Here is a 25,778-nt window from a genome sequence, read left to right as displayed (position 1 = left end):
CTAGCATCGCCTCGCCGTTCTAGTTGCAGGAGTGTGAGCCATGACCGCCCCGTCCGTCAGCCCCGTGATCGCGGGCTGGTTCAGCACTGGTGAGGAACCGCACCTGCTCGCCTCACGCTGCACCCGCTGCAGCAACGTCGTCTTCCCGCCGGTCGCCGGCGGTGCTGGGACCGACACTGGGAACGACGCGGGGAACGCCGGCGCCTTCTTCTGCAGCAACCCCGCCTGCGACGGCACCGAGCACGAGAGCGTCGAGCTCTCGCGCCGCGGCACGGTGTGGTCCTACACCGACGCGCAGTACCAGCCGCCGCCGCCGTACGTGCCGCGCGGGGAGACCTACGAGCCGTTCGCGCTGGCGGCCGTCGAGCTGCCCGAGGGCATCGTGGTGCTCGGCCAGGTCGCCGACGGCTACGGCGTGGCCGACCTGCGCGTCGGTGCCCAGGTCGAGCTCGTGGTGGAGACGCTGAACGTCGACGAGACCGGCGAGCGCACGATCTACCGGTGGAAGCCGGTCGCCGAGGAGGGCGAGGCATGAGCACCAGCACCAGCACCGGCCGGCCGGAGGTCGCCGTCGCGGGCGTCGGCATGCACCCCTGGGGCAAGTGGGGCCGCAACTTCGTGGAGTACGGCGTGCACGCGGCGCGGGCCGCGCTGGCCGACGCCGGCATCGCGTGGACCGACGTCGACCTGGTCGTCGGCGGCGAGACCGTCCGCAACGGCTACGCCGGCTACGTCGCCGGCTCCACCTTCGCCTCCGCGCTGGGCTGGAACGGCGCGCGGATCGCGACGTCGTACGCCGCCTGCGCCACGGGTGCGCAGGCCATCGACACCGCCCGCGCCCGGATCATGGCCGGACTGTGCGAGGTCGCGCTCGTGGTGGGTGCCGACACCACCCCCAAGGGCTTCCTGGCACCGAACGCGGGCGAGCGGTGGAACGACCCCGACTGGCTGCGGTTCCGCCTGCTCGGCATGACGAACCCGGCGTACTTCGCGCTCTACGCCCGGCGCCGGATGGACCTGTACGGCGCCACGTCGGAGGACTTCGCCGCGGTGAAGGTGAAGAACGCCCGGCACGGCCTGGAGAACCCGTACGCCCGCTTCCGCAAGGAGACCAGCGTCGAGGACGTGCTGGCCTCGCCGGTCGTCTCCGACCCGCTGCACCTGCTCGACATCTGCGCGACCTCCGACGGTGCCGCCGCGGTCGTGCTGACCAGCGCCGACTATGCGCGGCGGCACGGCATCAGCGAGCCGGTGCGGGTCGCCGCGGTCTCCACGGTCACCCCGAGCTTCCCGAACACCGTGATCGACATGCCGCTGCTCTCGACCGACTCCACCGCCGCGGTGGGCGCCGGCGAGCTGACCTTCAAGGAGTCGATCGCCCGGGCCGCCTACGAGGAGGCCGGCGTCGAGCCGGCCGACGTCGACGTGGCCGAGGTCTACGACCTGTCCACCGCCCTCGAGCTGGACTGGATCGAGGACCTGGGGCTGTGCAAGCGCGGCGAGGCCGAGGCGCTGCTGCGGGCCGGGGACACCACGGTCGGCGGCCGGATCCCGGTCAACCCCTCCGGTGGGCTGGCGTGCTTCGGCGAGGCCGTCCCGGCGCAGGCGATCGCGCAGGTGTGCGAGCTGACCTGGCAGCTGCGCGGCCAGGCGACCGGCCGCCAGGTCGAGGGCGCCCGGGTCGGCATCAGCGCCAACCAGGGGCTGTTCGGGCACGGCTCCTCGGTCCTGCTGGTCCGCTGAGCCCGCTCGGCGACTGACCCTCTGGCCCGGGTGGGTCGAGAGAACACCTGGTGACGCCGCGGGTGGGCTGAGGATCCTCAGCCCACCCGCGGCAGCACCCGCCACAGCACGTGCGCGCCGGGCAGGCCCTTGAGCTCGACCGGCTCCAGCTCCTCCAGCCGCAGCACGGTGTCCTCACCCAGCGCCTCGCGCACCGCGTCGCTGAGCAGCACCTCACCACCGCACGCGCGGTCGGCGACCCGCGCCGCCATCGCCACGTCCCGCCCGAAGTAGTCGCCGTCGCGGGCCACCACCTGGCCGGTGTGCACCCCGATCCGCACCCGCACCCCGCCGTAGCGCCTCAGGGTCAGGTCGCGGCGCAGGTCCCGCTGGATGCCGGTCGCCGCCCGGCAGGCGGCCTCGGGGTCGCGGAAGGCGACCATGAACCCGTCGCCGGCGGTCTTCACCACCCGGCCCCGGTACTTCTCGATCCGGCCCCGCAGCACCCGCGAGTGCGCGGTGAGGACCCTCATCCACGCCGTGTCGCCGAGCCGGTGGTTGAGCGTGGTCGAGTCCTCGATATCGGAGAAGAAGAGCGTCACGGTGCCGTCGGGGGCAGCCATGTTGAGGATGTCGGCGCGCTCCTGGCCCGCCCACACCTGCAGCCCCTCCAGCGTGTCCTGCACCAGGCCGGTGATGCCCTGCTCGCGGACCCGCGAGGCGGTGCGGATCACCCGGCGCACGGCCCGCTCGGTCGGTGTCGACGCCGGGGGCGGGCGCAGCGCCGCGCCCAGGTCGGCCTGCAGTTGCGCGACCACCTCCTGCGACTGCGCCAGCCGGCGGTGCAGCCGACGCCGCTCACCGAGCAGCACCACGATCGCCGCGGCCAGGAGCAGGCACGCGAGGCCGGCAACCAGTGCGAGGACGTCCACGCCCGGCAGGGTAGACGCTCCGGCGAGGCCGCCCCGGTGATTGCGGGCCAGCAGTAGCGTGGGACGGGTGACCAGCGCCTCGTCGTACGACGCCACTCCCAGCCCGGCCCCGGCGATCTCCACCGTGGGCGAGCTGCGTGCCTCGGGGCACCAGCAGCGCTCGCTGCGGGCCGAGCTGCGGGAGAACCTGCTCGCCGCCCTCGCTGCCGGCATCGACCCCTGGCCGGGGCTGCACGGCATGGAGGACACCGTCATCCCGCAGCTGGAGCGGGCGATCATCGCCGGCCACGACGTGGTGCTGCTGGGCGAGCGAGGCCAGGGCAAGACCCGGCTGCTGCGCACGCTGGTGGGGCTGCTGGACGAGTGGACGCCGGTGATCGCCGGCTCCGAGCTCGCCGAGCACCCCTACGAGCCGATCACGGTGGCCTCCCGGGCCCGTGCCGCCGAGGCCGGCGACGACCTGCCGGTCGCCTGGCGCCACCGTGGGGAGCGCTACGCCGAGAAGCTGGCCACCCCCGACACCTCGGTGGCGGACCTGATCGGCGACGTGGACCCGATGAAGGTCGCCGAGGGCCGCTCGCTCGGCGACCCGGAGACCATCCACTTCGGCCTGATCCCGCGCTCGCACCGCGGCATCGTGGCGATCAACGAGCTGCCCGACCTCGCCGAGCGCATCCAGGTCGCGATGCTCAACGTGATGGAGGAGCGCGACATCCAGATCCGCGGCTACGTCCTGCGGCTGCCGCTGGACGTGCTGGTGGTGGCCTCGGCCAACCCGGAGGACTACACCAACCGCGGCCGGATCATCACCCCCCTCAAGGACCGCTTCGGCGCCGAGATCCGCACCCACTACCCGCGCGAGCTCGACGCCGAGATCGCGGTGATCCGCCAAGAGGCCGACCTGCTGCCCGACCTCGTCGACGTGCCGGACTTCCTCATCGAGATCCTGGCCCGGTTCACCCGCAACCTGCGGGAGTCCTCGGCGGTGGACCAGCGCTCCGGGGTCTCCGCGCGGTTCGCGATCGCCGGGGCGGAGACCATCGCCGCCGCCGCGCTGCGCCGCGCCACCATCCACGGTGAGGACCGTGCGGTGGCCCGGGTGGTCGACCTGGAGACCGCCGTCGACGTGCTCGGTGGCAAGATCGAGTTCGAGTCCGGTGAGGAGGGCCGCGAGCGCGAGATCCTCACCCACCTGCTGCGCACCGCCACCGCGGAGACGGTGCGCGAGCGGTTGCGGGGCCTGGACCTGGCCCTGCTGGTCTCGGCGATCGAGGACGGCGCCACCGTGACCACCGGGGAGCGGGTCACCGCCCGCGAGGTGCTCACCGGTCTGCCGGTGCTCGGCGAGTCTGACCTCTACGACCGGATCTGCGAGCGGGTGGTCGGCGCCACCGGCACCGGCCCCGGCGCGGACGGCGCCAACGCCGCCGCCATCGAGCTGGCGCTGGAGGGCCTGTTCCTGGCGCGGCGGATCGGCAAGGACTCCGACGCCGGAGAGACGGTCTACGGCTGAGACGGCTGAGACGGCTGAAAGGCGGTGACTGCGGTGCTGGACGACGCGACGACGGGTCGGGACGAGGAGGCTGGGATGAGCGGGCTGTCCGCCTTCGGCGTGCGCGCCGCCGCCGGCACCCTGGCCGACCGCGCCGGTGAGCAGGCGCTGGTGCTGCCGCACGTGTGGACGCCGACCGGGGTGCGCGTCACGCCGGTCGGCAACGGCGCGCAGCTGCTGCACCTGTCGGTGGCGGTGTGCGTGCTCAACGACACCTACCGGGAGGCCGAGCAGCTCGGTGTGCCCGTGAGCGGTGTCGCGGTGGTCGCCGACGGCGGGTTCGACGACGACTGGGCCTCGACGGGCATCGGCTACGTCGTCGAGGTCGACGGTCCGGCCACCGGTGCGGACCGGTCCCGGCTGCTTGCCGCGGTGGATGAGAAGGCCGAGATCCCGCGGGCGTTGCGCGCGGGTGCCGAGGTGAGCAGGAGACACCGATGAGCCGTTACCGCAGGTACGAGGGCGGCGACCCGCTCGCCCCGCCCGTCGACCTCGCCGAGGCCCTCGACGCCATCGGCGAGGACGTGATGGCCGGCTACAGCCCGGAGCGGGCGATGCGGGAGTTCCTGCGCCGCGGCGGCAGCGACCAGGCCGGGCTGGACGACCTCGCCCGCCGGGTCGCGGAGCGTCGCCGTGACCTGCTGCAGCGCCACGACCTCGGCGGCACCCTGGACGAGGTCCGCGAGCTGCTGGAGACGGCCGTGCTCGAGGAGCGCAAGCAGCTCGCCCGCGACGCGATGATGGACGAGGGAGACCGCGCGTTCCGCCAGATGCGGCTGGACAACCTGCCGGACTCGCCGGCCGCCGCGGTGAGCGAGCTGAACGACTACGACTGGACCTCGCGTGAGGCCCGCGAGGCGTTCGAGCAGATCAAGGACCTGCTCGGCCGCGAGCTGCTGGACCAGCGCTTCGCCGGCATGAAGCAGGCACTGGAGAACGCCACCGACGCCGACCGCGAGGCCGTCGCCGAGATGCTCTCCGACCTCAACGAGCTGCTCGAGAAGCACGCCCGCGGCGAGGACACCGACGCCGACTTCGCCGACTTCATGGCCAAGCACGGCCACCACTTCCCGGAGAACCCGCAGAGCGTCGAGGAGCTCGTCGACGCCATGGCGCAGCGGGCCGCCGCCGCCCAGCGGATGCTGAGGTCGATGACGCCCGAGCAGCGCGCGGAGCTCATGGAGCTCTCCGCGCAGGCGTTCGGCTCACCGGCGCTGATGCAGCAGCTCGACCGCCTCGACGCCAACCTGATGGGCCTGCGTCCGAGCGAGGACTGGGGCGGCTCGGAGCAGTTCGGCGAGGGCGGCCAAGGGGTCGGTCTCGGTGACGGCACCGGCGTCCTGCAGGACCTTGCCGACCTCGACGCGCTGGCCGACCAGCTCGCCCAGTCCTACGGCGGCGCCCGCCTCGACGACGTCGACCTCGACAAGCTCGCCCGCCAGCTCGGCGACGAGGCCGCGGTCGACGCCCGCAAGCTGCAGGAGCTGGAGCGGGCCCTGAAGTCCTCCGGCGCCCTCGAGCGCGGCTTCGACGGCGAGCTGCGGCTGACCCCGAAGGCGATGCGCCAGCTCGGCAAGGCGCTGCTGCGCGAGGTCGCGCAGAAGATGTCGGGCCGCCAAGGTCAGCGCGACCTGCGCCAGGCCGGGGCCGCGGGGGACCTGTCCGGGGCCTCGCGGCCCTGGGCGTTCGGCGACACCGAGCCCTGGGACATCCCGCGCACCCTGCTCAACGGCGTCGTACGACGTGCCGGCGACCCCGCCGGGCCCCGACTGAGCATCGAGGACGTCGAGGTCTCCGAGACCGAGGACCGCACCCAGGCCGCCGTCGCACTGTGCGTGGACACCTCGTTCTCCATGGCGATGGACGGGCGCTGGGTGCCGATGAAGCAGACCGCGCTGGCGCTGCACACCCTGATCGGCTCGCGGTTCCGCGGCGACGCGCTCGAGCTGATCGGGTTCGGCCGGCACGCCGAGACGATGCGGATCGAGGAGCTGACCGCGCTGGACGCCCGGTGGGCCAAGGGCACCAACCTGCACCACGCGCTGCTGCTGGCCAACCGGCACTTCCGCAAGCACCCCCACGCCCAGCCCGTGCTGCTGATCGTCACCGACGGTGAGCCGACCTCGCACCTGGAGTCCAGCGGGGACGTGTTCTTCTCCTACCCGCCGCACCCGATGACCATCGCGCTGGCGGTGCGCGAGCTCGACAACGCCCGCCGCCTCGGCGCGCAGACCACCTTCTTCCGCCTCGGCGACGACCCGGGCCTGGCCCGGTTCATCGACTCGATGGCGCGGCGGGTGGAGGGCTCCGTGATGGCGCCCGAGGAGGGCGACCTCGGCGCCGCCGTCGTCGGTTCCTACCTGGGCTCGCGGCGCGGTTCTGGGGGTGCGAGCGGTCCGGGTTCCTACGGCGACTGGTTCGGCTCCCGGGGGTTCTGGGCCGGCTGACCCATCCCGGAGCGCCCCTGGCTCCGCCCGGGGAGGGGTGACAGGCACGGCCCGTCGCAGTGGCTGTGGACAGCGGTGAGCGCTGGTTTGCGCGCCCAGGGGGCCGGGCAGCGAACCCTGCATGAACGAAGCGAATCTCGGGAGCTTCCGCCCCGCCGACCCCTCCGTCCTCGACGACGACCCCTTCTGGTCCGTCGTCCGGCGCCGTCACCCCGACGTCGACGTCGTCCTGCTCGCCGACCCGCCCGACCCTGATCCACACCCTGATCCGGACGGCCCCAGCGACCGGGCCGGGAGCGCGACGGACCTGGCGACCCTGCGCACCGTCGCCGACGAGCTGCTCACCGCATGGCACGCCGTCGCGCCGCTGCTGCCGCCGGGCACGGGACCGGCGCCTGGCGCGCCCGACGCTCCCGGTGTGCCCGCCGTGCGCTGGTCGGCGCGCGACGGCGCCCACGCGCTGCTGCTGGTCAAGGCGGTGCGCGACACCGACCTGGCGACCGGCACCGACCTGCTCCGCCGCATCGCCTTCGACCTCGGCGGCCGCGGCTGGCGGCTCGCACCGAGCGGGGACGAGGAGCAGGCGGTGCTGGACGCCGCGGGCGGGCTCGTCGACCTGCACGCCGTCGCGGGCCGCGCGGCGACCACCCTCATGCTGGCCACCGGCCTCCTCCAGGCCACGGAGGCCGACCGCGACACGGTGCTGGCCGAGGTGCGGACCGTGCTGGCCGGTGGTGCAGCGCCGGCCAGCGGAGAGCCGGCGGACGGGGAGCGGGAAGACGGGGAGCGGGAAGACGGGGAGCCGGGGGAGGGGCGGTCATGGCCGTGACCCTCGCCGTGCCGATCGCGGTGCTCCAGCAGGTCCGGGCCGAGTGGGATGACGCCGGCGACCGCCTCGACGGTGCCTGGCGGCGTCTCGCCAAGGCATCCACCGCCGGGTTCTCCCCACGCGTGGCGAAGGCTGTGGAGGACTTCCGCGAGCCCTGGGCCACCGAGGTGAAGGCGGCGGCCCAGCGGGCCACCGACTACGCCGAGGAGATCGTCGTCTTCTGCGGCCACGTCCAGCTCACCGACGTCGAGCAGGCGGAGAAGGTCCGCTCGCTGCTGCCGTGGGCCCACCGGGACGCCGACGTCGCCGAGGCCCCCGCCGGGCCCGTGCCCAGCCACGGTGGCTGCCCGCCGGGCGGAGCAGGGGCGCACCCATGACCGTCACCGCGATCCCGTTCGCCATCGCGCCGCTGCCGGCGATGGAGTCGACTCCCGAACGAGCCCAGACCTTCGCGACCAACCTGCGGGCGGTCACCGCCGGGGTGAAGGACGTGCAGGGCTGGGCCGTCACCCTCGCGGCCCCGGAATGGTCCGGCGACACCGCCGAGACCCACGACCACCTCGCCACCCGCTATGCCGCCCGCCTCGACCTCGCCGAGGCAGCACTGGAGAAGGGCGTCGCGGCCGCTGAGGTCTTCGAGACCCGGCTGCTCGAGCTGCAGGCCGAGCGCAGGCGCCTGGAGAAGCGGCGCAAGAGGCTCAACGCGGACATCGCGGCCCTCGAGGTCGACGCCGCCGCCGACGCCGACGGCAGCCGCGACGAGGAGCTGCGCAAGCGCGCCCAGGCGCTGACCGAGCGGGCCGAGTCGCTGCTCGACGCCATCGACTCCTGGACGACGTCGTACGACACGGCGGAGATCGACTTCATCGACGCGCTGCGCGGGGTCGACACCGTGGCGGAGGCCCGCCAGGCCGCCCACGCCCCGGACCGGCCGAACCCGGACGCCCTCGCCGCACGGATGCGCAAGCTGGCCGACGACCCCGTGGCGCTGGCGGCGTGGTGGCGCCGGCTGTCGGTGGCGCAGCGCCAGGCGCTCACCACCGAGCACCCCGGCCTGGTCGGCAACGCCGACGGGTTGCCCGTCGCCGACCGCGACGACGCGAACCGCGCCGCGGTCTACCGCGACATCGACCACCTCACCCGACGAGAACGCGACGGCCAGCTCACCGACGCCGAGCGGGACCGGTTGGACAACGCACGGACGGTGCGCAGCCAGCTAGACGACTACCGCGAGCACGTCGACCCCGCCACCGGGCGCGAGATCACCCACGTGGTCGTCTACAAGCCGGGTGCCTTCGGCGGGGACGGCGGCATCGCGGTCAGCTTCGGCGACCCGGACACCGCCGACCACGTCTCGGTCAACGTGCCGGGGCTCACCACCGAGCTGTCCAGCCTGGCGGGCAACCTCGACAAGACCCACGCCCTGCACGAGGCAGCACTCGGCGAAGGCCGCGGCAGCGTGGCCACGATCTACTGGGGCGACTACGACGCCCCCAGCGGCAACCCGCTCAACCCCTGGGAGGTCGGCGACGTCGGCGGGGTGGCGTTCACCGGCAAGGCGGAGGCCGGAGGGGAGCGGTTCGGCGACTTCGTCGACGGGCTGCGCGGCTCCGACACCGGCGCTCCCGCGCACGTCACCGCGATCGGGCACAGCTACGGCTCCACCACGCTGGGCCATGCCCTGGCGGACGGTCTCGCCGTGGACGACGCGGTGCTGCTCGGCAGCCCCGGCGTCCCGGCCGCCACCGCCGACGCCCTCACCGAGGCCGACGTGTGGATCGGCAGCAAGGACAACGACCCGGTGACGCTGCTCGGCGACGGCGAGCGTGGTGGCCTCGGCGCCCTGGGACAGGACCCGGCCGAGGACGACTTCGGCGGCCGGCGGTTCCAGACCGGGGACGGGTCGCAACGGGTCGAGGACCTGCTGGACAACCACACGTCGTACTTCACGGGCGACTCGCTGGACAACCTCGGCCACATCGTCACCGACGGCGACGGCCACGTGAGCGAGCAGCCGCACCGAGGTGATGCCGGCGGTGAGTACCTGACGCTCACCGAGCTGCTCACGGTCTCCAGCGCGAAGAGCGGCGGAGAATGGCTCTGGGACACGATCGAGGACAGGGTGCGGCGATGACGAGACGAGCCACGGGACGGGGCGCCCTCCTCGCCCTGGTGCTGACGCTGGGCCTGGGGGGCCTGGGCGCCCTGGCGGGCTGCGGCACGGACGAGGCCCCCGACGACGACTCGACGGTCGACGACCTCGTGCAACGGATGGATGCCACCATCGGCGGCCCGCTGCACGACGCCGCCGACGCCGGCGGGATCGCGTTCACCAGCGGCACCCGCCGGATGACGATCTGCGGGGAGGACTACGCCCCGGTCGGGGTCTCGGTCGGGAACATCATGAAGTTCCAGGCGCCGGCGGACCTGCCGGACGAGGAGGCACTCCGGGCCATCGGGGACGTGCTCACCGGCGACGGGTGGCAGGTCGAGCAGCCGACCGGCGAACGGCTGGACGCGACCAAGGACGACCTCACGCTGAGCGTGCAGGCGGGCGTGGCGTACGTCGTGAACCTCGACGGTGAGTGCGCGGAGACCTCCGAGGAGGTCGCGAAGAGCCACGACGAGCGCCCGAGCGAGAAGATCGTCTGGGACCGCTGAGCACCCCGCTGCTCACCGGTCCGTAGGGTCGGTCCGGTGAGCGACCTCGGGGCCGACGTGTTGGCGCTGCTGGCGCTGGCGGCATTGATGGCGGGCTTCGTCGACGCGGTCGTCGGGGGCGGCGGGCTGGTGCAGCTTCCTGCGCTGCTGCTCGCGCTCCCGAGTGCCAGCCCGGTGCAGGTGCTGGCGACGAACAAGATCGCGTCGGTGTGCGGCACGGCGGCCAGCTCGGCGACGTACTACCGCCGGTTGCGGCCCGATCCACGCACCTTCGGGCCGCTGATGCTGCTCGCGCTCGTGGGCGCGTTCACCGGGGCGCTGGCCGCGTCGCAGATCCCGCGACAGGCGTTCGAGCCGCTGGTGCTGGTGGCGCTGGTCGCGGTGGGGACGTACGTCGTCGCCCGGCCCCGGCTGGGGGAGAGCACCCAGCTGCGCTTCGCGGGGCGCCGGCACCTGGCCACGGCGATGCTGGTCGGCTTCGTGATCGGGCTCTACGACGGCGTCCTGGGCCCGGGCACCGGCAGCTTCTTCGTCTTCGTCCTGGTCGGGCTGATGGGCTACGACTTCCTGCAGGCCTCCGCGAAGGCCAAGCTGGCGAACCTGGCGACCAACGTCGGCGCGCTGCTGCTGTTCATCCCGACCGGGGCGGTGCTGTGGGACGTGGGGCTGCTGATGGGTGCTGCGAACCTGGCGGGCGGCTACCTGGGCGCGCGCACCGCGGTCGCCCGCGGCGCGGGCTTCGTGCGCGCGTTCTTCATCGTGGTGGTCGGCGGCTTCATCGTGCGGATCGGTGGCGGTGTCCTCGGCGTCTGGTGAGTCGTAGGGTCACCTGCATGAGCATCCCGGTCGATCCTGCGGACCTCGCGACGGCGCTGGCGGACTTCGACAGCGGCTACCTGCTGAGCACCTCCTCGCCGCGGGTCAAGGTGGTGACCGTGGACCCGGTGCTCGACGACGGCTCGCTGCGGATCACCGCCCCCGGCCGCGGCACCCTGGCGAACCTGGCGGCCAACCCGGCGGTGACCTTGGTCTTCTGGCCGCGGGAGCGGCACGGCTACACGCTGCTGGTCGACGGCACCGCGCAGGTGAGCGGCGAGGACGTGGTGGTGGCCCCCGAGGCGGCGGTGCTGCACCGGCCCGCGGCGCACGCGGACGGACCGGTGGCCGGGGACGGCTGCGGCCACGACTGCGCCCCGCTCGGCTCCTGAGGCGTCCCACCGGCTGATCTGTCCGGGGCGGCCGGGTCAGTCGTGGTCGACCACGAACCCCGGCAGGAACTCCTCCAGCAGCGCCCGGAACGGAACCTCGGCCTCGAGCTGGCTCAGCACGCCCACGCCACCGAGCCAGGTCCGGTGGATCAGCAGGTACGACGGCGGCAGGTTGAGCTTCATCGCCATCGTGTAGGAGGGGTCGCGGGTGTCGTTGATCCGCTGGAACTGCCCGCGCATCCACTCCCGGGTGAACCGGAACCGCTCGACCGCGGCCGGCTCCACGAAGGGGGAGAGGTAGTCCATGAGCAGCTGGGAGTCCACCTGCGCCCCGGCCCGCACGAAGCCCTCCTCGCGCAGGCCGTCGCGCAGAGCGGCGTGGTCGCCGGCCACGCACAGCGCGAGCAGCCGGCCCATCGGCTCGGGCAGGCCGTGCTGGGGCAGCCGGGCGACCGCGCCGTAGTCGAGCACGCCGAGCCGACCCAGGCCGCCGTCGGGCGCGGGCAGCACACGGAAGTTGCCCGGGTGCGGGTCGGCGTGCAGCAGCCCGGTGCGCGCAGGCCCGGAGACCACGAACCGGACGAACAGGGTGCCGTAGTGGTCGCGCTCGGCCTCGGTGCCCTCGGCGATGATCGCGGCCAGCGACGAGGCCGAGTCCATCCACTCGGTGACCAGCACGCGGGGGCCGACCGCGACCACGTCGGGCACCTCGATGCCGGGGTCGTCGGCGAACGCCTCGGCGAACGTGCGCTGCGCCTGGGCCTCGAGCTCGTAGTCCAGCTCCTCGGCGGCACGCGCCTGCAGCTCGGCGACCAGCGGCTTGACGTCGAGGCCGGGCACCAGCGGGGCGATCATGCCCGCCGCCCGAGCCAGGGTGCGCAGGTCGGACTGCAGCGCCTCACCGGCCTCGGGGTACTGCACCTTGACCGCGACCAGGCGCTCCGTGCCGTCCTCGTCGCGCCAGCGTCCCTGGTGCACCTGCCCGATCGAGGCGGCCGCGGACGGCGCGCCGTCCATCCAGACCAGGCGCTCGGCGTAGTCGGCGCCCAGGTCGGCGGACAGGATGTCGCGCACGGTCTGCGTGGGCATCGGGGGAGCGGAGTCCTGCAGCCGGGTCAGCTGGGCGCGGTACGGCGAGACCAGCTCCTCCGGCAGGGCCGACTCCAGCACCGACAGCGCCTGCCCGAACTTCATCGCGCCGCCCTTGAGCTCGCCGAGCGTGCGGAACAGCTGCTCGGCGGTGCGCTGCTGGATGTCGTTCAGCACGGCCTCCGCGGGCGCGCCACCGAGACGCTTGCCCAGGCCCCACGCCGTACGCCCGGCGTAGCCGAGCGGCAGGGCGGCGAGCCGGGCGGTCCGCGCAGCGGCCTTCTTCGGGAGGTCGGGCATGGCTTCATTCTCCCGCGCGTGGCAAGAGGCGCAGCGTCCCGCGGGCGCCGGGGCCGGCCTGCGCGACTGCCCCTCGTTGCAGCGGGTACCGCGCCGGCATGGCTGATGAGAACCGATTCGAAGCGATCCAGGCCGTCGTCGACCGCGTCACCTCCTGGCAGGACGGCGCCACCGAGGGCACCGTCGCCGAGGAGCTGCGCAAGGGCGCGGGCGAGACCGGTGTGGACCTGAGTGACGAGGAGATCGCCAAGCTCGCCGACGTCATCGAGGACAAGCACGGCGCCGTCGACGCCCGCGAGGTGCTCGGCGGCTGAGCCCGCACCCGGACCCTCAGGCCGGGAAGGGCACCCCGGTGTTCGCGTGGCAGCGGTATCCGTGCGGCACCTTGTGCAGGTACTGCTGGTGGTGCGGCTCGGCGTAGTAGTAGGTGGGCGCCGGCGCGATCTCGGTGGTGATCTCGCCGTACCCGCGGCGCGCGATCTCGGCGCCGTACACGGCCCTCAGCTCGCGGGCGACCTGCTCCTGCTCGGGGGTGGTGAAGTAGATCGCCGAGCGGTACTGGCTGCCGACGTCGTTGCCCTGGCGCATGCCCTGGGTGGGATCGTGCACCTCGAAGAACATCTTCACCAGGTCGGCGTAGGAGACCTTCGCCGGGTCGAAGACCACGCGCACCGCCTCGGTGTGCCCGGTGCGTCCGCTGCACACCTCCTCGTACGTCGGGTACGGCGTGAAGCCGCCGGCGTAGCCCACCGACGTCGACCACACGCCCGGCACCTTCCAGTAGATCTCCTCGGCGCCCCAGAAGCAGCCCAGCCCGAAGAGGGCGACCTCCATGCCCTCGGGCAGCGTGCCGTGCTCGGCGTCGGTCACCAGCGGGGTGCCCAGCACCTCGTGGGTCTCGGGCAGCGCGAACGTGGGCGCGCTGCGTCCCGGCAGCGCTTGGTCGGGCTCGACCATCTCGGACTTGCGGCGGGTGAACATGGCTCCATCTTCCTCCTCCGGGCCAAGCGCCGGCGGCGCTCGGGCACCCCTGAAGGGCCGGTACGACGCTGAGTAGGCTCGCGGGATGAGCGAGCGCGACTTCTCCACCGCCGGGTTCGAGACCCGGGCCATCCACGCCGGCTACGCGCCCGATCCCACCACGGGCGCGGTGATCCCGCCGATCTACGCGACCTCCACCTACGCCCAGGACGGGGTCGGCGGGCTGCGCAACGGCTACGAGTACAGCCGTTCGGGCAACCCCACCCGCACCGCGCTGGAGTCCACGCTCGCCGCCCTGGAGGGCGGCTCGGCCGGCTTCGCCTTCGCCTCCGGCCTGGCCGCCGAGGACACCCTGATCCGCGCCCTGTGCCGGCCCGGCGACCACGTCGTGCTGCCGAACGACGCCTACGGCGGCACCTTCCGGCTCTTCGACAAGGTGGCCACCGCCTGGGGCCTGAGCCACAGCCCGGCGCCGGTGAGCGACCCGGACGCGGTCCGCGCCGCGATCCGACCGGGCCAGACAAAGCTGGTCTGGCTGGAGACCCCCACCAACCCGCTGCTCTCGGTCGGCGACATCACCGCGCTCGCCGAGGTGGCGCACGACGCGGGTGCCCGGCTCGTGGTGGACAACACCTTCGCGTCGTCGTACCTGCAGCAGCCGCTGGCGCTGGGCGCCGACGTCGTCGTGCACTCCACCACCAAGTACGCCGGCGGGCACTCCGACGTGGTCGGGGGAGCGCTCGTCGTCGACGACGCCGAGCTCGCCGAGACCCTGGCCTTCCACCAGAACTCGCTCGGCGGCGTCGCCGGCCCGTTCGACTCCTGGCTGGTGCTGCGCGGGTTGAAGACCCTGGCGCTGCGGATGGAGCGGCACTGCGACAACGCCGAGCGGGTCGCGGAGTTCCTCGGCTCGCACCCGGCGGTCACCGAGGTGATCTACCCGGGCCTGCCCACCCACCCCGGCCACGCCGTCGCCTCCCGCCAGATGAAGCGGTACGGCGGCATGGTCTCCTTCCGCGTCGCCGGCGGCGAGGACCGGGCGCTCGCACTGTGCGCCGCGACCGAGGTCTTCATCCTGGGCGAGTCCCTCGGCGGCGTCGAGTCGCTCATCGAGCACCCCGGCCGGATGACTCACGCGAGCGTCGCGGGCACCGACCTGGAGGTGCCGGCCGACCTGGTCCGGCTCAGCGTCGGGATCGAGAGCCCCGAGGACCTGCTCGCCGACCTCGACCAGGCGCTCGGGGCGCTGGGATGACTGCTCTAGCCTGAGCCGGTGAGCAGGCGCGGACCGTACGACTCCCCGGGCATCTGGCCCGAGCCCGAGACCGAGCCCGGGACCGGGCCCGAGCCGCCCGCGGGGCCGAACGAGGACGAGCGCGAGGCACGGCTGTTCCGCCGTTTCGCCCAGCAGTGGGCACAGCTGCGCGAGGAGCGCCGCCACGACGGGCCGCCCACCTTCACCACCGGTCCGTCGAACTTCCGTCGTGCGGAGGTGCCCTTCGGGCTCGACCTCGCGGCGGGGTGGGCGTGGCGGCTGCTGCTCATCGCGGCCTCGGCGTACCTCGTGCTGTGGCTGATCGGCTACTTCTCGGTGGTCACCGTGCCGCTGGCGATCGCGCTGTTGATCAGCGCGTTGGCCGCGCCGTTCGTGCGCGGCCTCGTGCATGTCGGGGTGCCCCGCGGGCTCTCCGCGCTGTTCGTGGTGATCGCCGGGTTCGCCGTGGTCTCCGCGCTGCTCACCTTCGCCGGCCAGCAGGTGGCCTCGGGCGCCAGCGACCTGGCGGACTCCACCGTGGAGGGCCTGCAGCAGATCCGGGACTGGCTGCAGGACGGGCCGCTGGACGCCAGCGACTCCCAGATCAACCAGTACATCAAGAGTGCCGAGGACATGATCAGCGAGGGCTCCCGCAACGGCGCGGTGCTCAGCCGGGTCACCTCCGTGGGCTCCGCGGTGACCCACGTCGTCGCGGGGTTCTTCATCGCGGTCTTCGCGACGTACTTCTTCCTCGCCGACGGCGCCCGCATCTGGGCGTGGCTGGTCCGGCTGGCGCCGCGCGCGGCCCGGGAGCGGATGGACAGCTCGGGCCGGGTCGCGTGGATCTCGCTGGTGCAGTTCGTCCGCGCCACGGTGCTCGTCGCGCTGGTGGACGCGGTCGGCATCGCGATCGGTGCGGCGATCCTCGACGTGCCCTTCGTGCTGGCCATCGGCGTCCTGGTGTTCCTCGGCGCCTTCGTGCCGATGATCGGCGCCACCGTCGCCGGCAGCGTGGCCGTCCTGGTCGCCCTGGTCGACCAGGGCCCGTGGACGGCGCTGCTCATGATCGGTGTGGTCGTGGGCGTGCAGCAGCTCGAGGGCCACGTGCTGCAGCCGTTCCTGCTCGGACGCTGGGTCTCCCTGCACCCGCTGGGAGTGATCATCGCGATCGCGGCCGGCGTGCTGGTCGCCGGCGTGGCGGGCGCCCTCGTCGCGGTGCCGCTGGCCGCCGCGGCCAACGCCGTCGTGCTGCACCTGGCGGAGATGGCCGAGAGCGCCCGGGAGGAGGACTCCCCGGTCGCCGGCGCGCTGGAGCCCGCCGGACCACCGGCCGGGAACGACGGAGCCGCCCGGCCCTGAGGGGCGCGGGCGGCTCGAGGGGTCCGGGGCTCAGCCCTCGTAGGGCTTGGCGTCCAGGATGATCACCGTCTGCGGGCGGCCGTTGACCTCGTAGGTCACGGTCTCGCCCTTGCTGCGGCCGTTGATGGCCTGGCCCAACGGGGACTGCGGGGAGTAGACCGTGAGGCCGTCGGGGTCGATCTCGCGCGCGCCGAGGAGGAAGCTCTCCGCCTCGTCGTCGTCGTCGCCCTCGAACTTGTAGGTCACCACCATGCCGGGCTCGACGATGCCGTCGTCCGGCGGCGTCTCACCGATCTCGGCGCGACGGAGCATGTCCTCGAGCTGCAGGATGCGGGCCTCGTTCTTGCCCTGCTCCTCGCGGGCGGCGTGGTAGCCGCCGTTCTCCTTGAGGTCGCCCTCGTCGCGGGCAGCACTGATCTCCGACACGATCTCGGCGCGGCGCGCGCCCTTGAGGTGCTCCAGCTCCGCCTTCAGCTTGTCGAAGGCCTCCTGGGTGAGCCAGATCGTGTTCGGGCCGTTCGTCTGGTCCGTCTGCGTCATGTCTACTTGCACTCCTGTGTGCTGCTCTTCGCGCACCCGTGTGGATGCATGAACGTTCGAGTCTAGCCGCCGATACCCAGAAGGTCTCGGTGACGGACGTTCTGCTCGGTGCTCAGCGGTAGTGCGGCTGGTCCGGTGCGTTGCAGCCGAGCCACTCCACGGTGGTGGCGCGGCGCTCGGTCTTGACGTCGATCACGTGGCGCCGGCCCTGCGCCGGGTCGGGCTGGTAGGTGACCTGGCCGACGATCGCCTTATCGTGGGAGATGGCGCGCAGCTTGCACGTCGCGGCCACGTCGTCGTCGCGCAGCTCGATGTCGACGGTCATGGTGGCGGAGTGGTCGTCGTGGATCTCGAAGGCGACCTCCTGAGAGGCGACGGACGCGTCCGAGTGCAGCACCCACGCCCAGACCATCCAGGCCACCAGGGCGGCGCCGAGGACCGCGGCGAGGGTGAGTGCCACCAGGCGGGTGCGCCCCGACGGGGCGCCGTACCTCTGGGCCAAGGTGTCGGTAGTGCTCACCCGTTCATGGTCGCATGAGGTCTGTTCCTACGATGGGGGGCATGCCTCCGACCCCTGCCGGCCGCGCCGCCGGTCACGACCGCACCGGGCTGCGGTTGATGCACGTGCACGCCCACCCCGACGACGAGTCGAGCAAGGGGGCGGCCTCCACCGCGATGTATGTCGCGCAGGGGGCCGAGGTCCGCGTCGTGACCTGCACCGGAGGGGAGCGGGGCTCGATCCTGAACCCGAAGATGGACCGCCCCGACATCGCCGCGAACATCACCGAGGTACGCCGGGCGGAGATGGACCGCGCGCGCGACATCCTCGGCATCAGCCAGACGTGGCTGGGCTTCGTGGACTCGGGCTGGCCCGACGGCGACCCCAAGCCGCCGCTGCCCGACGGCTGCTTCGCGCTGGTGCCGCTGGAGGAGGCCACCGAGCGGCTGGTGCGCGAGATCCGTGCGTTCCGCCCCCACGTGCTCACCACGTACGACGAGCGCGGCGGCTACCCACACCCCGACCACGTGCGCTGCCACGAGGTGAGCGTCGCGGCGTTCGCCGCCGCGGGCGACCCCGAGCAGTTCCCCGAGGCCGGCGCGCCGTGGCAGCCGCTCAAGCTCTACTACCACCACTCGTTCAACCGGCCGCGGATGCAGGCGCTGCACGAGGCCATGCTCGCCCACGACCTGGAGTCGCCGTGGGCCGAGCGGCTGGCGCAGTGGAAGCCCGAGCCGGAGTGGGACGCCCGGATCACGACCCGGGTGCCGTGCGGCGACTTCTTCGGGGTGCGCGACCAGGCGCTGCTGGCGCACGCCACCCAGATCGACCCCGACGGCCACTGGTTCGCCATCCCGCGTGAGCTCCAGGAGAAGGTGTGGCCCACCGAGGACTTCGAGCTGGTCGCCAGCCACGTCACCGCGCCGGTGCCGGAGGACGACCTGTTCGCCGGTGTGACGCCGGACGGGCCGCCCGCCGTCGACCCCGCCTGAGTGCGGTTGAGACACTGTTCCCATGCAGGCACTCGCCATCACCCTGGTCTCCTCCCTCCTTGCCGCCAAGGAGCAGGTGCCCGACGACGAGGACGTCGTCGCCGGCTGGACCGGGTTCGCTGTCCTGGTCTTCCTGATCATCGCGGTGGCGCTCATCGGCTGGGCGTTGAGCCGCCAGCTGCGCCGCGTGGACGCGGCCAAGCGGCGCGGCGTCTTCGGTGACGCGCCCGAGGGTGACGACACCGACGCCACGGGCCCCTCGGGGTCTGCGGGCTCCTCGGACGCGGGCTCCTCCGGCGACTGACGACTGGCGACTGAGCCCACGATGATCGGGGTCGACCAGCTCCTCGGCTTCGGCATCGCCGCGCTGGTCGTGATCGTGATCCCCGGTCCCAGCGTCGTCTTCGTTGTCGGCCGGGCGGTCGCCTACGGCCAGCGGGTGGCGCTGGCCACCGTGCTGGGCAACACCCTGGGCCTGTTCGTGGTGATGGCGCTCGTGTGTGCCGGGCTCGGTGTCGTCCTCGCCGAGTCGGCTGTCGTCTTCACGGTGCTCAAGCTCGCCGGCGCCGCGTACCTGGTCTACCTCGGCGTGCAGGCGCTGCGGCACCGGCACGACCTGCGCTTCGGCGATGCGGGCGCAGCCGGGCCGCTGCCCGCCGCCACCGCCGTGCGCCAGGGCTTCTGGGTCGGGGTGAGCAACCCCAAGGGGTTCATGATCTTCGCCGCGATGCTGCCCCCGTTCGTCGACACCGGCGCCGGTGCCGCGGTGCCGCTTCAGATGTTCGTCCTGGGCCTGCTCGCCGTGCTGGTGGGGCTCGTGTGCGACACCGCCTGGGGCCTGGCCGCCGGCCGGGCGCGGGACTGGTTCGTCGCCTCCGAACGGCGCGGCAGCGTGCTCGGCGGCCTCGGCGGCACCTCGATGATCGGCCTGGGCGTCGGGTTGGCGTTCACCGGCCGGCACTGACCCGGGGCACGCGCGCTCAGACCTGCAGGTAGCCCACCGCCAGCGCGGTCATCTCGTCGACCAGCTCCTCGCGGCTCAGCGACGGCGGCTGGTCGAGCACCCAGCGCGAGGCGAGCGTCTCGAACGCCAGCACCAGCACCCACGCCGCGTGGGCCGGCACCGGCCGGCGGGTGCCGCTGCGCGCAGCCAGGTAGACGGTGGCGAGCTCGGCGACCCGGTTCTCCAGGGCGGCGCGGCGCTCCCGGCTGCGCTGCAGCGGCAGCACCTCGGCGACCACCCGCAGCAGCGCCCGGTCGGCCTCCAGTGCGGCGACCAGTGCGTCGGCGGTCTGGCGCACCAGGGTCGGCGAGGCTGGCTCCGGCGACGCCACCCGGTCGGCCAGCGAGCGGGCGACCCGGTCCGCGACCTCGGCCCAGTACCGGTCGAGCACCACGTCGAGGATCGCGGCCTTGTCCGGGAAGTACTGGTAGAGCGAGCCGGGGCTGACCTGTGCGCGAGCGGCGACGCGGTTGGTGCTGAAGGCGTCGTACCCGTCCTCGACCAGGACGGCCCGGCCGGCGGTCACGATGCGCTCGACCGTCTCCTTGGCCCGGGCCTGGCGGGGCGACTTGCGCACCTCAGGCGGACCGTTCGGCGCGGGTCCGCTTGGCGGTGTGCCTGGCGGCATCGGCCAGCAGCAGCGAGTCGACGATGCGGTCGGGCCCGGGCACGTCTGCGGTGCCGATGTGGGCCACGCCGCCGAGGCGGTCGAGGAGCCGGCTGCGCATCCGGTCGGCGTCCAGCCCGGTGCTGAGCACGGCGAAGTCGTCGCCCCCCAGCCGGGCCACCACGTCGTCGTCGCGCAGGCAGCGGGTCAGCCGGTCCGCGACGGTGCGCAGCAGCTCCTCGCCGGCTTCGCGGCCCTCGCGCTCGTTGAGGGCACCGACGCCGACGACCTCCACCAAGGCGACCGCTCCGCGGCCGGCCTCGGACTGCAGCTCCTGTGCCCGGTCGAAGAAGCCGCGGCGGTTGTGCACGCCCGTCAGGTCGTCGGTGGCGGGTGCGAGCGGGTGGCCGGGCAGTGCGACGAGCGACCCCAGCTCGGCGCTCACCGCAGGCTTGTCGAGCGCGACGGAGGTGGCGTCGGCCAGCGCCTGCAGCAGGTGGAGCTCCTCAGGCGTGGGGGTGTGCGGCCGCGCCCAGCACGCGGTGAGCGCACCCACCGGGTCGCTCGTCCGGACCGGTACGGCGAGCACGCCGGTCGCGAACGACTCCTGGTCCGCCTCGCCCGGGCGAGAGGGGTCGGCAGCGAGCTCGGGCACCACGACGTGCTGCTGGCCGAGCATCGCCCGGCCGGCGACGCTCTGCGTGAGCGGGAACCGTGCGCCGCGCCACAGGGGTGCGATGGCGTCCTCGTCGAGGTAGTAGGCCTCGTCGGCGTCGCGCAGTGCCACCGCGAGGCCGTCGCTGCCGACCAGCTCCCGCCCCGCACTGCGTACGACGGCCTGCACCTGCGCCAGGTCCTCGGCCGTCGTGAGATCGGTGATCGCGCGCACGAGCCGGTCGATGCCGGTCCCCTTCTCAGCCACCGATGAGCCTCCTGTGCCTCGCGGTCCGCGCACATGATGGCATCTCGGCGGTCATCGGCGCGGGCGGATCACGAGTTGAAAGCGAGCATGTGCTCGCGTGATCGTGACGGCATGAGCAGTGACGTCCTCGCCGGCGCGGCGGCCGGCCCTACCGGCCCCGTGCCCACCCGCTTCCGCTCCGCGGAGGAGCGCAACCGCCGGCTCGGGCGGCCGCTGAGGCTGCTCGGCCGGGTCCGTGGGGTCGACGAGGCGCTCCTGGCCCGCGTCGGACGCGCGATGAACGAGCGCGACGAGGCCGGTGCCCGCCTCGCGGAAGCGATCAGGTTGCGAGCGGGCGACCCCGCGAAGGTGGGCATGGACCAGCTCGCCCGGGCGCTGCGCCACGGCGTGGACAGCGTGCCCGACGCCCCGCCGGCGCTGGTGGCGTTCGCCCGCACCGTCGAGGCGGAGCCGCCGTGGCTGGACCGCGAGCTCGTCGAGGAGGGCGGCCGGGTCTTCAAGCGGCTCGGCCAGAACGCCCAGGACGTGCTGCTGCAGCTGTCCCTGGTCGGCGGCTACCGCTTCGGCGGCCCCACCGACCTGCTGGTCGCCACCGGCGGACTGACCGGGGGACAGACGCTGCGCCGCCTGGCGGAGACCCAGAAGTGGGGTGCCAGCCTCACCGACCCCGGCGCACTGCTCCCGCCCGCCCCCGGCCGCGCCGCCGGGGAGGGCTGGCGGCTGACCGTCCACGTCCGCGCGATGCACGCCCTGGTCAACCACACCTTCGAGAGCCGCTGGGACACCGCCCGGTGGGGCCTGCCGATCAACCAGGCCGACCAGGCCTCCACCCTCGGGCTCTTCGACGGCGTGCTGGTGATCGGCTCGCGCGGGCTCGGCGTGCCGCTGCCCCGGCGCGACTCCGCCGCGTTGATGCACCTGTGGAAGTACGTCGGCTGGCTGATGGGGGTCGACGAGGACTTCCTGGTCGACGACGAGTGGGAGCGGCACCGGATCAACTACCACGTGCTGCTCGCCCAGGCCGGCATCTCCGAGGCCGGCCCGCAGCTGTCCCGGGCCGTCGTCGCGGCGCAGGCCGAGCGCACCTACCCCGGTTGGCCGGCGGCGCTGCAGTCGCTGCGGGCGCGCTACGAGCGGGAGCGGCTGCTCTCCATGCTCACCCTCTTCCTCGGCACCGCGAGCATGCGCGAGCTCGGACTGCCCGTCCGGCCGCCGTGGGCGCACGCCTACCTGGTGCCGCTCAACACCCTGCGCTACCGGGTGCTGGGCCGGCTGCCCGGCGGCAAGGCCTACCTGGAACGCTGGGGCACGCGGCGCAGCCAGTGGTTGCTGGACAGCTACTTCGGCGGGGACGCCGAGGACGTCGGCGCCTTGGGCGCCTGAGACCCGGGCCGGGCCGTGTCGACGGGCTGTGGCACGGTCGGGGTGTGGCAACGCGTCCTGAGGTCCCCGGTGCCTACCTGGCGCGGCTGCGCGCCGTGCTGTCCCGGCTGCCCGAGTGCACCGAGGAGGCTGCCTGGGTGGGCGTGCGCTGGCGGGTCGCCGGTCGCACGGTCGCGCACGTCTTCGGCGGCGAGGACCAGCAGTTCCGCCTCACGTTCCGCGCCGAGCCCGACGAGGTGATGGCGTTCCAGCACCTCGGCGACCCGTACTTCCGGCTCGGCTGGAGCGCCGACGCGGTCGGCATGATCATCGACGACGAGACCGACTGGACCGAGGTCGGCGAGCTGCTCACCGACTCCTACTGCCTGCGCGCCCCGAAGCGCCTCGCCGACCAGGTGCCGCGCCCCCGCCCCTGAGCACCCCTGAGCGCGCCCGAGGCGGCTGAGCGGCCTGACCCGGCCTGACCCGGCTCAGCCCTCGGCGGAGCGGCGCCAGCCCTCGGGCTGCTCGTCGGCCGCCAGCGGAGCCCACCGCGGCACCAGGAACAGTCCCGTCGCCTCGACGGCCACGCCGTCGGCGTTGCCGATGCTCGCCTCGACGGTGACCTTGCGCCCGGCCTCGCTCGCGATCCAGCACTCCAGTGCGACGGGCCCCAGCGGCAGCGGCCGGCGGTAGCGCAGCGTCAGCGTGCCGGTCATCGTGAGCCGTTTGAACCCGCTGGCGGTCTCGCCCATGATCTGGTCGAGCAGCAGCGCGGACACGCCGCCGTGCACCATCCCCGGCGGCCCCTCGTAGGCGGCGCCCAGCACCACCTCGGCGCGCGAGCGACCGCGCTCGGTGTCGTGGTCGATCGCCAGGGGCGGGGCGATCGCGTTGCCGTGCCCGACGACCGCGTTGCCCCAGCTCCACGAGCGGCCCTCGGAGTTGTAGCGCACGCCAGCGGGCCCCGGGCGCTGCTCGGTGCGCAGGCGCGCCACCAGGGCGTCGACCCCGGCGCGGACCGCGAGCAGCTCCTCGTCGGCCACGGTGCTGCGGATCGTGGCGTCGACCAGGTCGCGCACCGAGCCCGCGAGCGCGGACACGACCTGCTCTCGCTGGTCGACCGCGGCGGTCGGGGTCTCGTCGTGGACGAACATCTCCATGGTCACGGGCCCATCCTCTCGTCCGTCACGTCGGGCGCGGTGCGGGCGGGTGCGCGGGCGGGTGCGCGAGCGGGTGTGGTGGCCACGCCGTGGGGCCGAGGCGTCAGCGCCCGGCGTCCTCCAGAGCCGCGCGCAGCCAGCCGCCCAGCTCGGCGACCGCCGCGTCCGCCTCGCGCGCCAGGCCGGCGAACAGCTGGGTGACGTGCCAGTGCCCGACCAGCTCGCGGTAGGTGACCTGGGCACCGGCGCCGCGGGCGACGTCGACGAAGCGCGCGATGTCGCGGCGCAGCATCTCGTCGGTGCCAGCCTGCACGAACAGCGCAGGCAGCGCGGCCAGGGCGGCGGGCTCCGCGTGCAGCGGGGAGACCTCGGCGACGTCACGCGCCGCACCGGCGTACGACGACGCCCCCAGCTCCAGCCAGTCCCGCGACAGCAGCGGGTCGACGACGCTCTCGTCCAGCCCGCTGAGCCCGAGGTCCACCCACGGCGACATCAGCCCGAGCGCCGCCGGTTGCGGCAGCCCGAGCGAGTGCAGCCGCAGGCCGAGTGCCAGCGACAGCCCGCCGCCCGCGGAGTCGCCGGCCACGACGACCTGCCCGGGCTCCAGGCCACGGTCCAGCAGCGCGCGGTAGGCGGCGAGCGCGTCGTCGACCGCGGCGGGATAGGGGTGCTCGGGGGCGAGGCGGTAGTCGAGCACGTGGCCGACCGCGCCGACCGCGGCGGCGAGGTGGGCGGCGGCCGCGCGGTGCGTGGCCGGCGATCCCACGAGGTAGGCCCCGCCGTGCAGGTAGAGCAGTGCCCGGCCCGGGACGCTGCCGGTGGTGACGAGCTGCTCGGCCGGCACCCCGCCGAGGTCGCCGCGCTGCACCTGGGTGCCCTTGGGCAGCACCGAGGCGCGCAGCACCAGCTCGAGCGCGCGCCGCTGCATGACGGGGGACAGGCGGGTGCCGAGGATGGGCTTGACCAGCCGGCGGGTCATCTGACGCGCCACGGGGAACGGGACGTGCATGGCCCCATCCAAGCCGATCCGGCGGTGCCGCCCGCGCACGGCTCACGGACCGGCCGACATGGGCAGGGGTGCGTCGCTCTCCTGCTCCTGCTCCTGCCCCGGCAGGGACCTCAGCCCAGCAGCGAGGCGTAGAGGGCGTTGTGGGCGTCGGCGACCTCGGCGCGCTGGGCGCGACGGCGCGGGACGGTGGTGCCCAGGCTGGGCCGGTCGAGGTAGGCGGTCCACAGTGCACGCGCCAACGAGTCGGCGTCGAAGGCGGACTCGTCGTGGCCGTAGGTCAGCACCGGTCCCTGGTGCTCGTGATAGCCGCACGTCGGGGCCACGACGGTGGTGCCGAGGTCGCGGCATGCCTCCAGCCAGCTCGAGTGCGTGCCGAAGCGGTCGGGCAGCACCGAGACGTCGAGCGAGGTCAGGTAGGACCACAGGGCGTCCTCGGGGAGCACGTCGTGCACGGCCAGCTCCAGCAGCCCGGCCCGGGCGGCGGCGCGCAGGTAGTCCGCCAGCTCGGTGTCGGGGCGCGCGCCGTCGTAGTCGAGGACGTCGCGGTGCCCGTTGACCTGCAGCACCGCGCCGGGCATCGCGCGCACGGTGTCCACCAGGGTGGGCAGGATCCGCATCGGGTCCATGCTGGCCCGCAGGCTCTCGACGTGCAGACCCACCCGGAACGGCCCGTCGGCGCGCTGGGTGCGCTCGTTGGCCGCGCGCAGCATCCGGTCGAAGCCGACGACGTGCGGGTGCGGCACGACCTCGGCCTCGCGTCCCCACCGACGGCGGATCTCGGCCGCGGCGCCGGGGGTCAAGGTGAGCAGCGCGTCGGCGGCGGGCACGAGGACGTCCAGCTGCGCGGTGTGCGTGGAGTCGTCGGCGTGGTGCGGGTTGCGCAGGTCGTGGACCGTGTAGACGAGCGGCTTGCGCCGCGCGCGCAGCACGTCGACCAGCTCGGCCAGCTGCTCGGGGGAGCAGGCGTCGAAGCCGAAGTGCAGGTGGAAGATGTCGAAGTCGGCCTCCGCGGCCCACTCGGGGCGCAGCATCCCCGCCGGCGCCCACGCGGCGCCCGCTGGGCGCTCGGTCGCGTCCGGCGCGGGGTCGGGAAGGCGACGAGGGCCGGGGCCGGACTCCGGGGCGAGGTGGCGCACGTAGACGTGCCCCGACGGCACGGAGGCGATCACCGGAGCGCGGCGGCCGGTGGCGTCAGCGTCGTACAGGCCCTTGTGGACTGACAGGGTCAACGTGCTCTCCCCCAGAAGAAGATCCTGCGCCGGCACAGCGGTGCGGAGGTGGTCGATCACAATCCGGGGCCGCTTCCTGACCGCCGGGGGCCGCCGGCGAGGTACGCCGGTGTGGAG

Annotated in this window: 29 protein-coding genes; 19 read left to right on the top strand and 10 right to left on the bottom strand. The window is 73.7% G+C overall.

Features of this window, described 5'->3' with window-relative positions:
- Positions 1 to 40 precede the first annotated feature (40 nt).
- Positions 41 to 535: a Zn-ribbon domain-containing OB-fold protein gene (locus KG111_RS13850; RefSeq protein ID WP_205290883.1), complete on the top strand. Its 495-nt coding sequence runs from the start codon at positions 41 to 43 to the stop codon at positions 533 to 535.
- A complete protein-coding gene (locus KG111_RS13845) occupies positions 532 to 1,743 on the top strand; it encodes a lipid-transfer protein (RefSeq protein WP_205290882.1) in 1,212 nt (403 codons plus the stop codon). The genes KG111_RS13850 and KG111_RS13845 overlap by 4 nt, the downstream gene beginning before the upstream one ends.
- 77 nt (positions 1,744 to 1,820) lie before the next feature.
- Here KG111_RS13845 and KG111_RS13840 read toward each other — a convergent pair whose 3' ends face one another.
- A complete protein-coding gene (locus KG111_RS13840) occupies positions 1,821 to 2,654 on the bottom strand; it encodes an adenylate/guanylate cyclase domain-containing protein (protein ID WP_205290881.1) in 834 nt (277 codons plus the stop codon).
- Positions 2,655 to 2,721: 67 nt separating this feature from the next.
- Here KG111_RS13840 and KG111_RS13835 point away from each other — a divergent pair, with 67 nt between their 5' ends.
- From KG111_RS13835 to KG111_RS13795, 9 genes are all read left to right on the top strand, one after another.
- Positions 2,722 to 4,167 (top strand): magnesium chelatase ATPase subunit I, encoded by a 1,446-nt coding sequence (locus KG111_RS13835; RefSeq protein WP_205290880.1) that lies wholly within the window; start codon positions 2,722 to 2,724, stop codon positions 4,165 to 4,167.
- Between the two features lie 75 nt (positions 4,168 to 4,242).
- Positions 4,243 to 4,647: an OsmC family protein gene (locus tag KG111_RS13830; protein WP_205290879.1), complete on the top strand. Its 405-nt coding sequence runs from the start codon at positions 4,243 to 4,245 to the stop codon at positions 4,645 to 4,647.
- Positions 4,644 to 6,653 carry a vWA domain-containing protein gene (locus tag KG111_RS13825; protein WP_205290878.1) on the top strand — a complete coding sequence of 670 codons (2,010 nt, stop codon included), beginning with the start codon at positions 4,644 to 4,646 and terminating at the stop codon, positions 6,651 to 6,653. Before KG111_RS13830 ends, KG111_RS13825 begins: the two co-directional genes overlap by 4 nt.
- Before the next feature lie 121 nt (positions 6,654 to 6,774).
- Positions 6,775 to 7,482 carry a hypothetical protein gene (locus KG111_RS13820; RefSeq protein WP_205290877.1) on the top strand — a complete coding sequence of 236 codons (708 nt, stop codon included), beginning with the start codon at positions 6,775 to 6,777 and terminating at the stop codon, positions 7,480 to 7,482.
- Positions 7,473 to 7,859, top strand: coding sequence for a hypothetical protein (locus KG111_RS13815; RefSeq protein WP_205290876.1), 387 nt, complete (start codon positions 7,473 to 7,475; stop codon positions 7,857 to 7,859). The genes KG111_RS13820 and KG111_RS13815 overlap by 10 nt, the downstream gene beginning before the upstream one ends.
- A complete protein-coding gene (locus KG111_RS13810; protein WP_205290875.1) occupies positions 7,856 to 9,616 on the top strand; it encodes an alpha/beta hydrolase in 1,761 nt (586 codons plus the stop codon). Before KG111_RS13815 ends, KG111_RS13810 begins: the two co-directional genes overlap by 4 nt.
- On the top strand, positions 9,613 to 10,143 hold the full coding sequence (locus tag KG111_RS13805; RefSeq protein WP_205290874.1) for a hypothetical protein: 531 nt from the start codon (positions 9,613 to 9,615) through the stop codon (positions 10,141 to 10,143). Before KG111_RS13810 ends, KG111_RS13805 begins: the two co-directional genes overlap by 4 nt.
- A 36-nt stretch (positions 10,144 to 10,179) precedes the next feature.
- Positions 10,180 to 10,959: a TSUP family transporter gene (locus tag KG111_RS13800; protein WP_283770560.1), complete on the top strand. Its 780-nt coding sequence runs from the start codon at positions 10,180 to 10,182 to the stop codon at positions 10,957 to 10,959.
- A 17-nt stretch (positions 10,960 to 10,976) separates the two neighbouring features.
- Complete coding sequence (locus tag KG111_RS13795; RefSeq protein ID WP_205290873.1) at positions 10,977 to 11,351, top strand: pyridoxamine 5'-phosphate oxidase family protein; 375 nt, start codon at positions 10,977 to 10,979, stop codon at positions 11,349 to 11,351.
- Positions 11,352 to 11,387: 36 nt separating this feature from the next.
- Here KG111_RS13795 and KG111_RS13790 read toward each other — a convergent pair whose 3' ends face one another.
- Entirely contained in the window at positions 11,388 to 12,740 is a 1,353-nt protein-coding gene (locus KG111_RS13790) for an ABC1 kinase family protein (RefSeq protein ID WP_205290872.1), read from the bottom strand.
- A 98-nt stretch (positions 12,741 to 12,838) separates the two neighbouring features.
- Between KG111_RS13790 and KG111_RS13785 the strand changes: the two genes are divergently transcribed.
- Complete coding sequence (locus tag KG111_RS13785; RefSeq protein ID WP_205290871.1) at positions 12,839 to 13,054, top strand: hypothetical protein; 216 nt, start codon at positions 12,839 to 12,841, stop codon at positions 13,052 to 13,054.
- 16 nt (positions 13,055 to 13,070) lie between these two features.
- Here the strand turns inward: KG111_RS13785 and msrA are convergent, their stop codons facing one another.
- Positions 13,071 to 13,721 carry a peptide-methionine (S)-S-oxide reductase MsrA gene (gene msrA, locus KG111_RS13780; RefSeq protein WP_205290870.1) on the bottom strand — a complete coding sequence of 217 codons (651 nt, stop codon included), beginning with the start codon at positions 13,719 to 13,721 and terminating at the stop codon, positions 13,071 to 13,073.
- 85 nt (positions 13,722 to 13,806) lie between these two features.
- Here msrA and KG111_RS13775 point away from each other — a divergent pair, with 85 nt between their 5' ends.
- Together KG111_RS13775 and KG111_RS13770 are read left to right on the top strand one after the other, a co-directional pair.
- Positions 13,807 to 14,976 carry a cystathionine gamma-synthase gene (locus tag KG111_RS13775; RefSeq protein ID WP_205290869.1) on the top strand — a complete coding sequence of 390 codons (1,170 nt, stop codon included), beginning with the start codon at positions 13,807 to 13,809 and terminating at the stop codon, positions 14,974 to 14,976.
- 18 nt (positions 14,977 to 14,994) lie between these two features.
- A complete protein-coding gene (locus KG111_RS13770; protein ID WP_205290868.1) occupies positions 14,995 to 16,335 on the top strand; it encodes an AI-2E family transporter in 1,341 nt (446 codons plus the stop codon).
- A gap of 30 nt (positions 16,336 to 16,365) precedes the next feature.
- Here the strand turns inward: KG111_RS13770 and greA are convergent, their stop codons facing one another.
- Positions 16,366 to 16,875 carry a transcription elongation factor GreA gene (greA, locus tag KG111_RS13765; protein WP_205290867.1) on the bottom strand — a complete coding sequence of 170 codons (510 nt, stop codon included), beginning with the start codon at positions 16,873 to 16,875 and terminating at the stop codon, positions 16,366 to 16,368.
- 112 nt (positions 16,876 to 16,987) lie between these two features.
- Positions 16,988 to 17,395, bottom strand: coding sequence for a DUF4307 domain-containing protein (locus KG111_RS13760; RefSeq protein ID WP_205290866.1), 408 nt, complete (start codon positions 17,393 to 17,395; stop codon positions 16,988 to 16,990).
- 32 nt (positions 17,396 to 17,427) lie between these two features.
- On the opposite strand from KG111_RS13760, the gene mca reads away from it, so the two are divergent.
- Genes mca through KG111_RS13745 form a run of 3 tightly spaced genes read left to right on the top strand, consistent with a single transcriptional unit; the run spans position 17,428 to position 19,330 of the window.
- Positions 17,428 to 18,366, top strand: a complete 939-nt coding sequence (gene mca, locus KG111_RS13755; protein ID WP_205290865.1) for a mycothiol conjugate amidase Mca — start codon at positions 17,428 to 17,430, stop codon at positions 18,364 to 18,366.
- Between the two features lie 22 nt (positions 18,367 to 18,388).
- Positions 18,389 to 18,670 carry a hypothetical protein gene (locus KG111_RS13750; protein ID WP_205290864.1) on the top strand — a complete coding sequence of 94 codons (282 nt, stop codon included), beginning with the start codon at positions 18,389 to 18,391 and terminating at the stop codon, positions 18,668 to 18,670.
- A gap of 21 nt (positions 18,671 to 18,691) precedes the next feature.
- On the top strand, positions 18,692 to 19,330 hold the full coding sequence (locus tag KG111_RS13745; RefSeq protein WP_205290863.1) for a LysE family translocator: 639 nt from the start codon (positions 18,692 to 18,694) through the stop codon (positions 19,328 to 19,330).
- A 16-nt stretch (positions 19,331 to 19,346) separates the two neighbouring features.
- On the opposite strand, the gene KG111_RS13740 is transcribed toward KG111_RS13745, so the two are convergent.
- Both KG111_RS13740 and KG111_RS13735 read right to left on the bottom strand, forming a co-directional pair.
- Positions 19,347 to 19,946, bottom strand: coding sequence for a TetR/AcrR family transcriptional regulator (locus KG111_RS13740; RefSeq protein ID WP_205290862.1), 600 nt, complete (start codon positions 19,944 to 19,946; stop codon positions 19,347 to 19,349).
- A 1-nt stretch (position 19,947) separates the two neighbouring features.
- Positions 19,948 to 20,898, bottom strand: a complete 951-nt coding sequence (locus KG111_RS13735) for a sensor domain-containing diguanylate cyclase (protein ID WP_205290861.1) — start codon at positions 20,896 to 20,898, stop codon at positions 19,948 to 19,950.
- A 111-nt stretch (positions 20,899 to 21,009) separates the two neighbouring features.
- Here KG111_RS13735 and KG111_RS13730 point away from each other — a divergent pair, with 111 nt between their 5' ends.
- Both KG111_RS13730 and KG111_RS13725 read left to right on the top strand, forming a co-directional pair.
- Entirely contained in the window at positions 21,010 to 22,281 is a 1,272-nt protein-coding gene (locus tag KG111_RS13730) for an oxygenase MpaB family protein (protein ID WP_205290860.1), read from the top strand.
- 44 nt (positions 22,282 to 22,325) lie between these two features.
- Positions 22,326 to 22,697, top strand: a complete 372-nt coding sequence (locus KG111_RS13725) for an MmcQ/YjbR family DNA-binding protein (protein WP_205290859.1) — start codon at positions 22,326 to 22,328, stop codon at positions 22,695 to 22,697.
- Between the two features lie 54 nt (positions 22,698 to 22,751).
- Here KG111_RS13725 and KG111_RS13720 read toward each other — a convergent pair whose 3' ends face one another.
- The 3 genes from KG111_RS13720 to KG111_RS13710 form a co-directional block, all read right to left on the bottom strand.
- Positions 22,752 to 23,423, bottom strand: a complete 672-nt coding sequence (locus KG111_RS13720; protein WP_205291098.1) for a PaaI family thioesterase — start codon at positions 23,421 to 23,423, stop codon at positions 22,752 to 22,754.
- A gap of 103 nt (positions 23,424 to 23,526) precedes the next feature.
- Complete coding sequence (locus KG111_RS13715) at positions 23,527 to 24,432, bottom strand: alpha/beta hydrolase (RefSeq protein ID WP_205290858.1); 906 nt, start codon at positions 24,430 to 24,432, stop codon at positions 23,527 to 23,529.
- Positions 24,433 to 24,542: 110 nt separating this feature from the next.
- Positions 24,543 to 25,661 carry a glycosyltransferase family protein gene (locus tag KG111_RS13710; RefSeq protein ID WP_240195536.1) on the bottom strand — a complete coding sequence of 373 codons (1,119 nt, stop codon included), beginning with the start codon at positions 25,659 to 25,661 and terminating at the stop codon, positions 24,543 to 24,545.
- Between the last annotated feature and the right edge of the window lie 117 nt (positions 25,662 to 25,778).

Origin of the sequence: Nocardioides faecalis (genome assembly GCF_018388425.1) — a bacterium.
Taxonomy (GTDB): domain Bacteria; phylum Actinomycetota; class Actinomycetes; order Propionibacteriales; family Nocardioidaceae; genus Nocardioides; species Nocardioides faecalis.
This window is presented reverse-complemented; position numbering and strand designations above follow the sequence as displayed.

What these genes read in the sequence shown, in the direction of transcription:
- KG111_RS13850 (WP_205290883.1), top strand. Translation starts at nt 41, where the DNA reads ATGACCGCCCCGTCCGTCAGCCCCGTGATCGCGGGCTGGTTCAGCACT.
- KG111_RS13845 (WP_205290882.1), top strand. Translation starts at nt 532, where the DNA reads ATGAGCACCAGCACCAGCACCGGCCGGCCGGAGGTCGCCGTCGCGGGC.
- KG111_RS13830 (WP_205290879.1), top strand. Translation starts at nt 4,243, where the DNA reads ATGAGCGGGCTGTCCGCCTTCGGCGTGCGCGCCGCCGCCGGCACCCTG.
- KG111_RS13825 (WP_205290878.1), top strand. Translation starts at nt 4,644, where the DNA reads ATGAGCCGTTACCGCAGGTACGAGGGCGGCGACCCGCTCGCCCCGCCC.
- KG111_RS13820 (WP_205290877.1), top strand. Translation starts at nt 6,775, where the DNA reads ATGAACGAAGCGAATCTCGGGAGCTTCCGCCCCGCCGACCCCTCCGTC.
- KG111_RS13815 (WP_205290876.1), top strand. Translation starts at nt 7,473, where the DNA reads ATGGCCGTGACCCTCGCCGTGCCGATCGCGGTGCTCCAGCAGGTCCGG.
- KG111_RS13810 (WP_205290875.1), top strand. Translation starts at nt 7,856, where the DNA reads ATGACCGTCACCGCGATCCCGTTCGCCATCGCGCCGCTGCCGGCGATG.
- KG111_RS13805 (WP_205290874.1), top strand. Translation starts at nt 9,613, where the DNA reads ATGACGAGACGAGCCACGGGACGGGGCGCCCTCCTCGCCCTGGTGCTG.
- KG111_RS13795 (WP_205290873.1), top strand. Translation starts at nt 10,977, where the DNA reads ATGAGCATCCCGGTCGATCCTGCGGACCTCGCGACGGCGCTGGCGGAC.
- KG111_RS13790 (WP_205290872.1), bottom strand. Translation starts at nt 12,740, where the DNA reads ATGCCCGACCTCCCGAAGAAGGCCGCTGCGCGGACCGCCCGGCTCGCC.
- KG111_RS13785 (WP_205290871.1), top strand. Translation starts at nt 12,839, where the DNA reads ATGGCTGATGAGAACCGATTCGAAGCGATCCAGGCCGTCGTCGACCGC.
- msrA (WP_205290870.1), bottom strand. Translation starts at nt 13,721, where the DNA reads ATGTTCACCCGCCGCAAGTCCGAGATGGTCGAGCCCGACCAAGCGCTG.
- KG111_RS13775 (WP_205290869.1), top strand. Translation starts at nt 13,807, where the DNA reads ATGAGCGAGCGCGACTTCTCCACCGCCGGGTTCGAGACCCGGGCCATC.
- greA (WP_205290867.1), bottom strand. Translation starts at nt 16,875, where the DNA reads ATGACGCAGACGGACCAGACGAACGGCCCGAACACGATCTGGCTCACC.
- mca (WP_205290865.1), top strand. Translation starts at nt 17,428, where the DNA reads ATGGGGGGCATGCCTCCGACCCCTGCCGGCCGCGCCGCCGGTCACGAC.
- KG111_RS13750 (WP_205290864.1), top strand. Translation starts at nt 18,389, where the DNA reads ATGCAGGCACTCGCCATCACCCTGGTCTCCTCCCTCCTTGCCGCCAAG.
- KG111_RS13745 (WP_205290863.1), top strand. Translation starts at nt 18,692, where the DNA reads ATGATCGGGGTCGACCAGCTCCTCGGCTTCGGCATCGCCGCGCTGGTC.
- KG111_RS13730 (WP_205290860.1), top strand. Translation starts at nt 21,010, where the DNA reads ATGAGCAGTGACGTCCTCGCCGGCGCGGCGGCCGGCCCTACCGGCCCC.
- KG111_RS13720 (WP_205291098.1), bottom strand. Translation starts at nt 23,423, where the DNA reads ATGGAGATGTTCGTCCACGACGAGACCCCGACCGCCGCGGTCGACCAG.
- KG111_RS13715 (WP_205290858.1), bottom strand. Translation starts at nt 24,432, where the DNA reads ATGCACGTCCCGTTCCCCGTGGCGCGTCAGATGACCCGCCGGCTGGTC.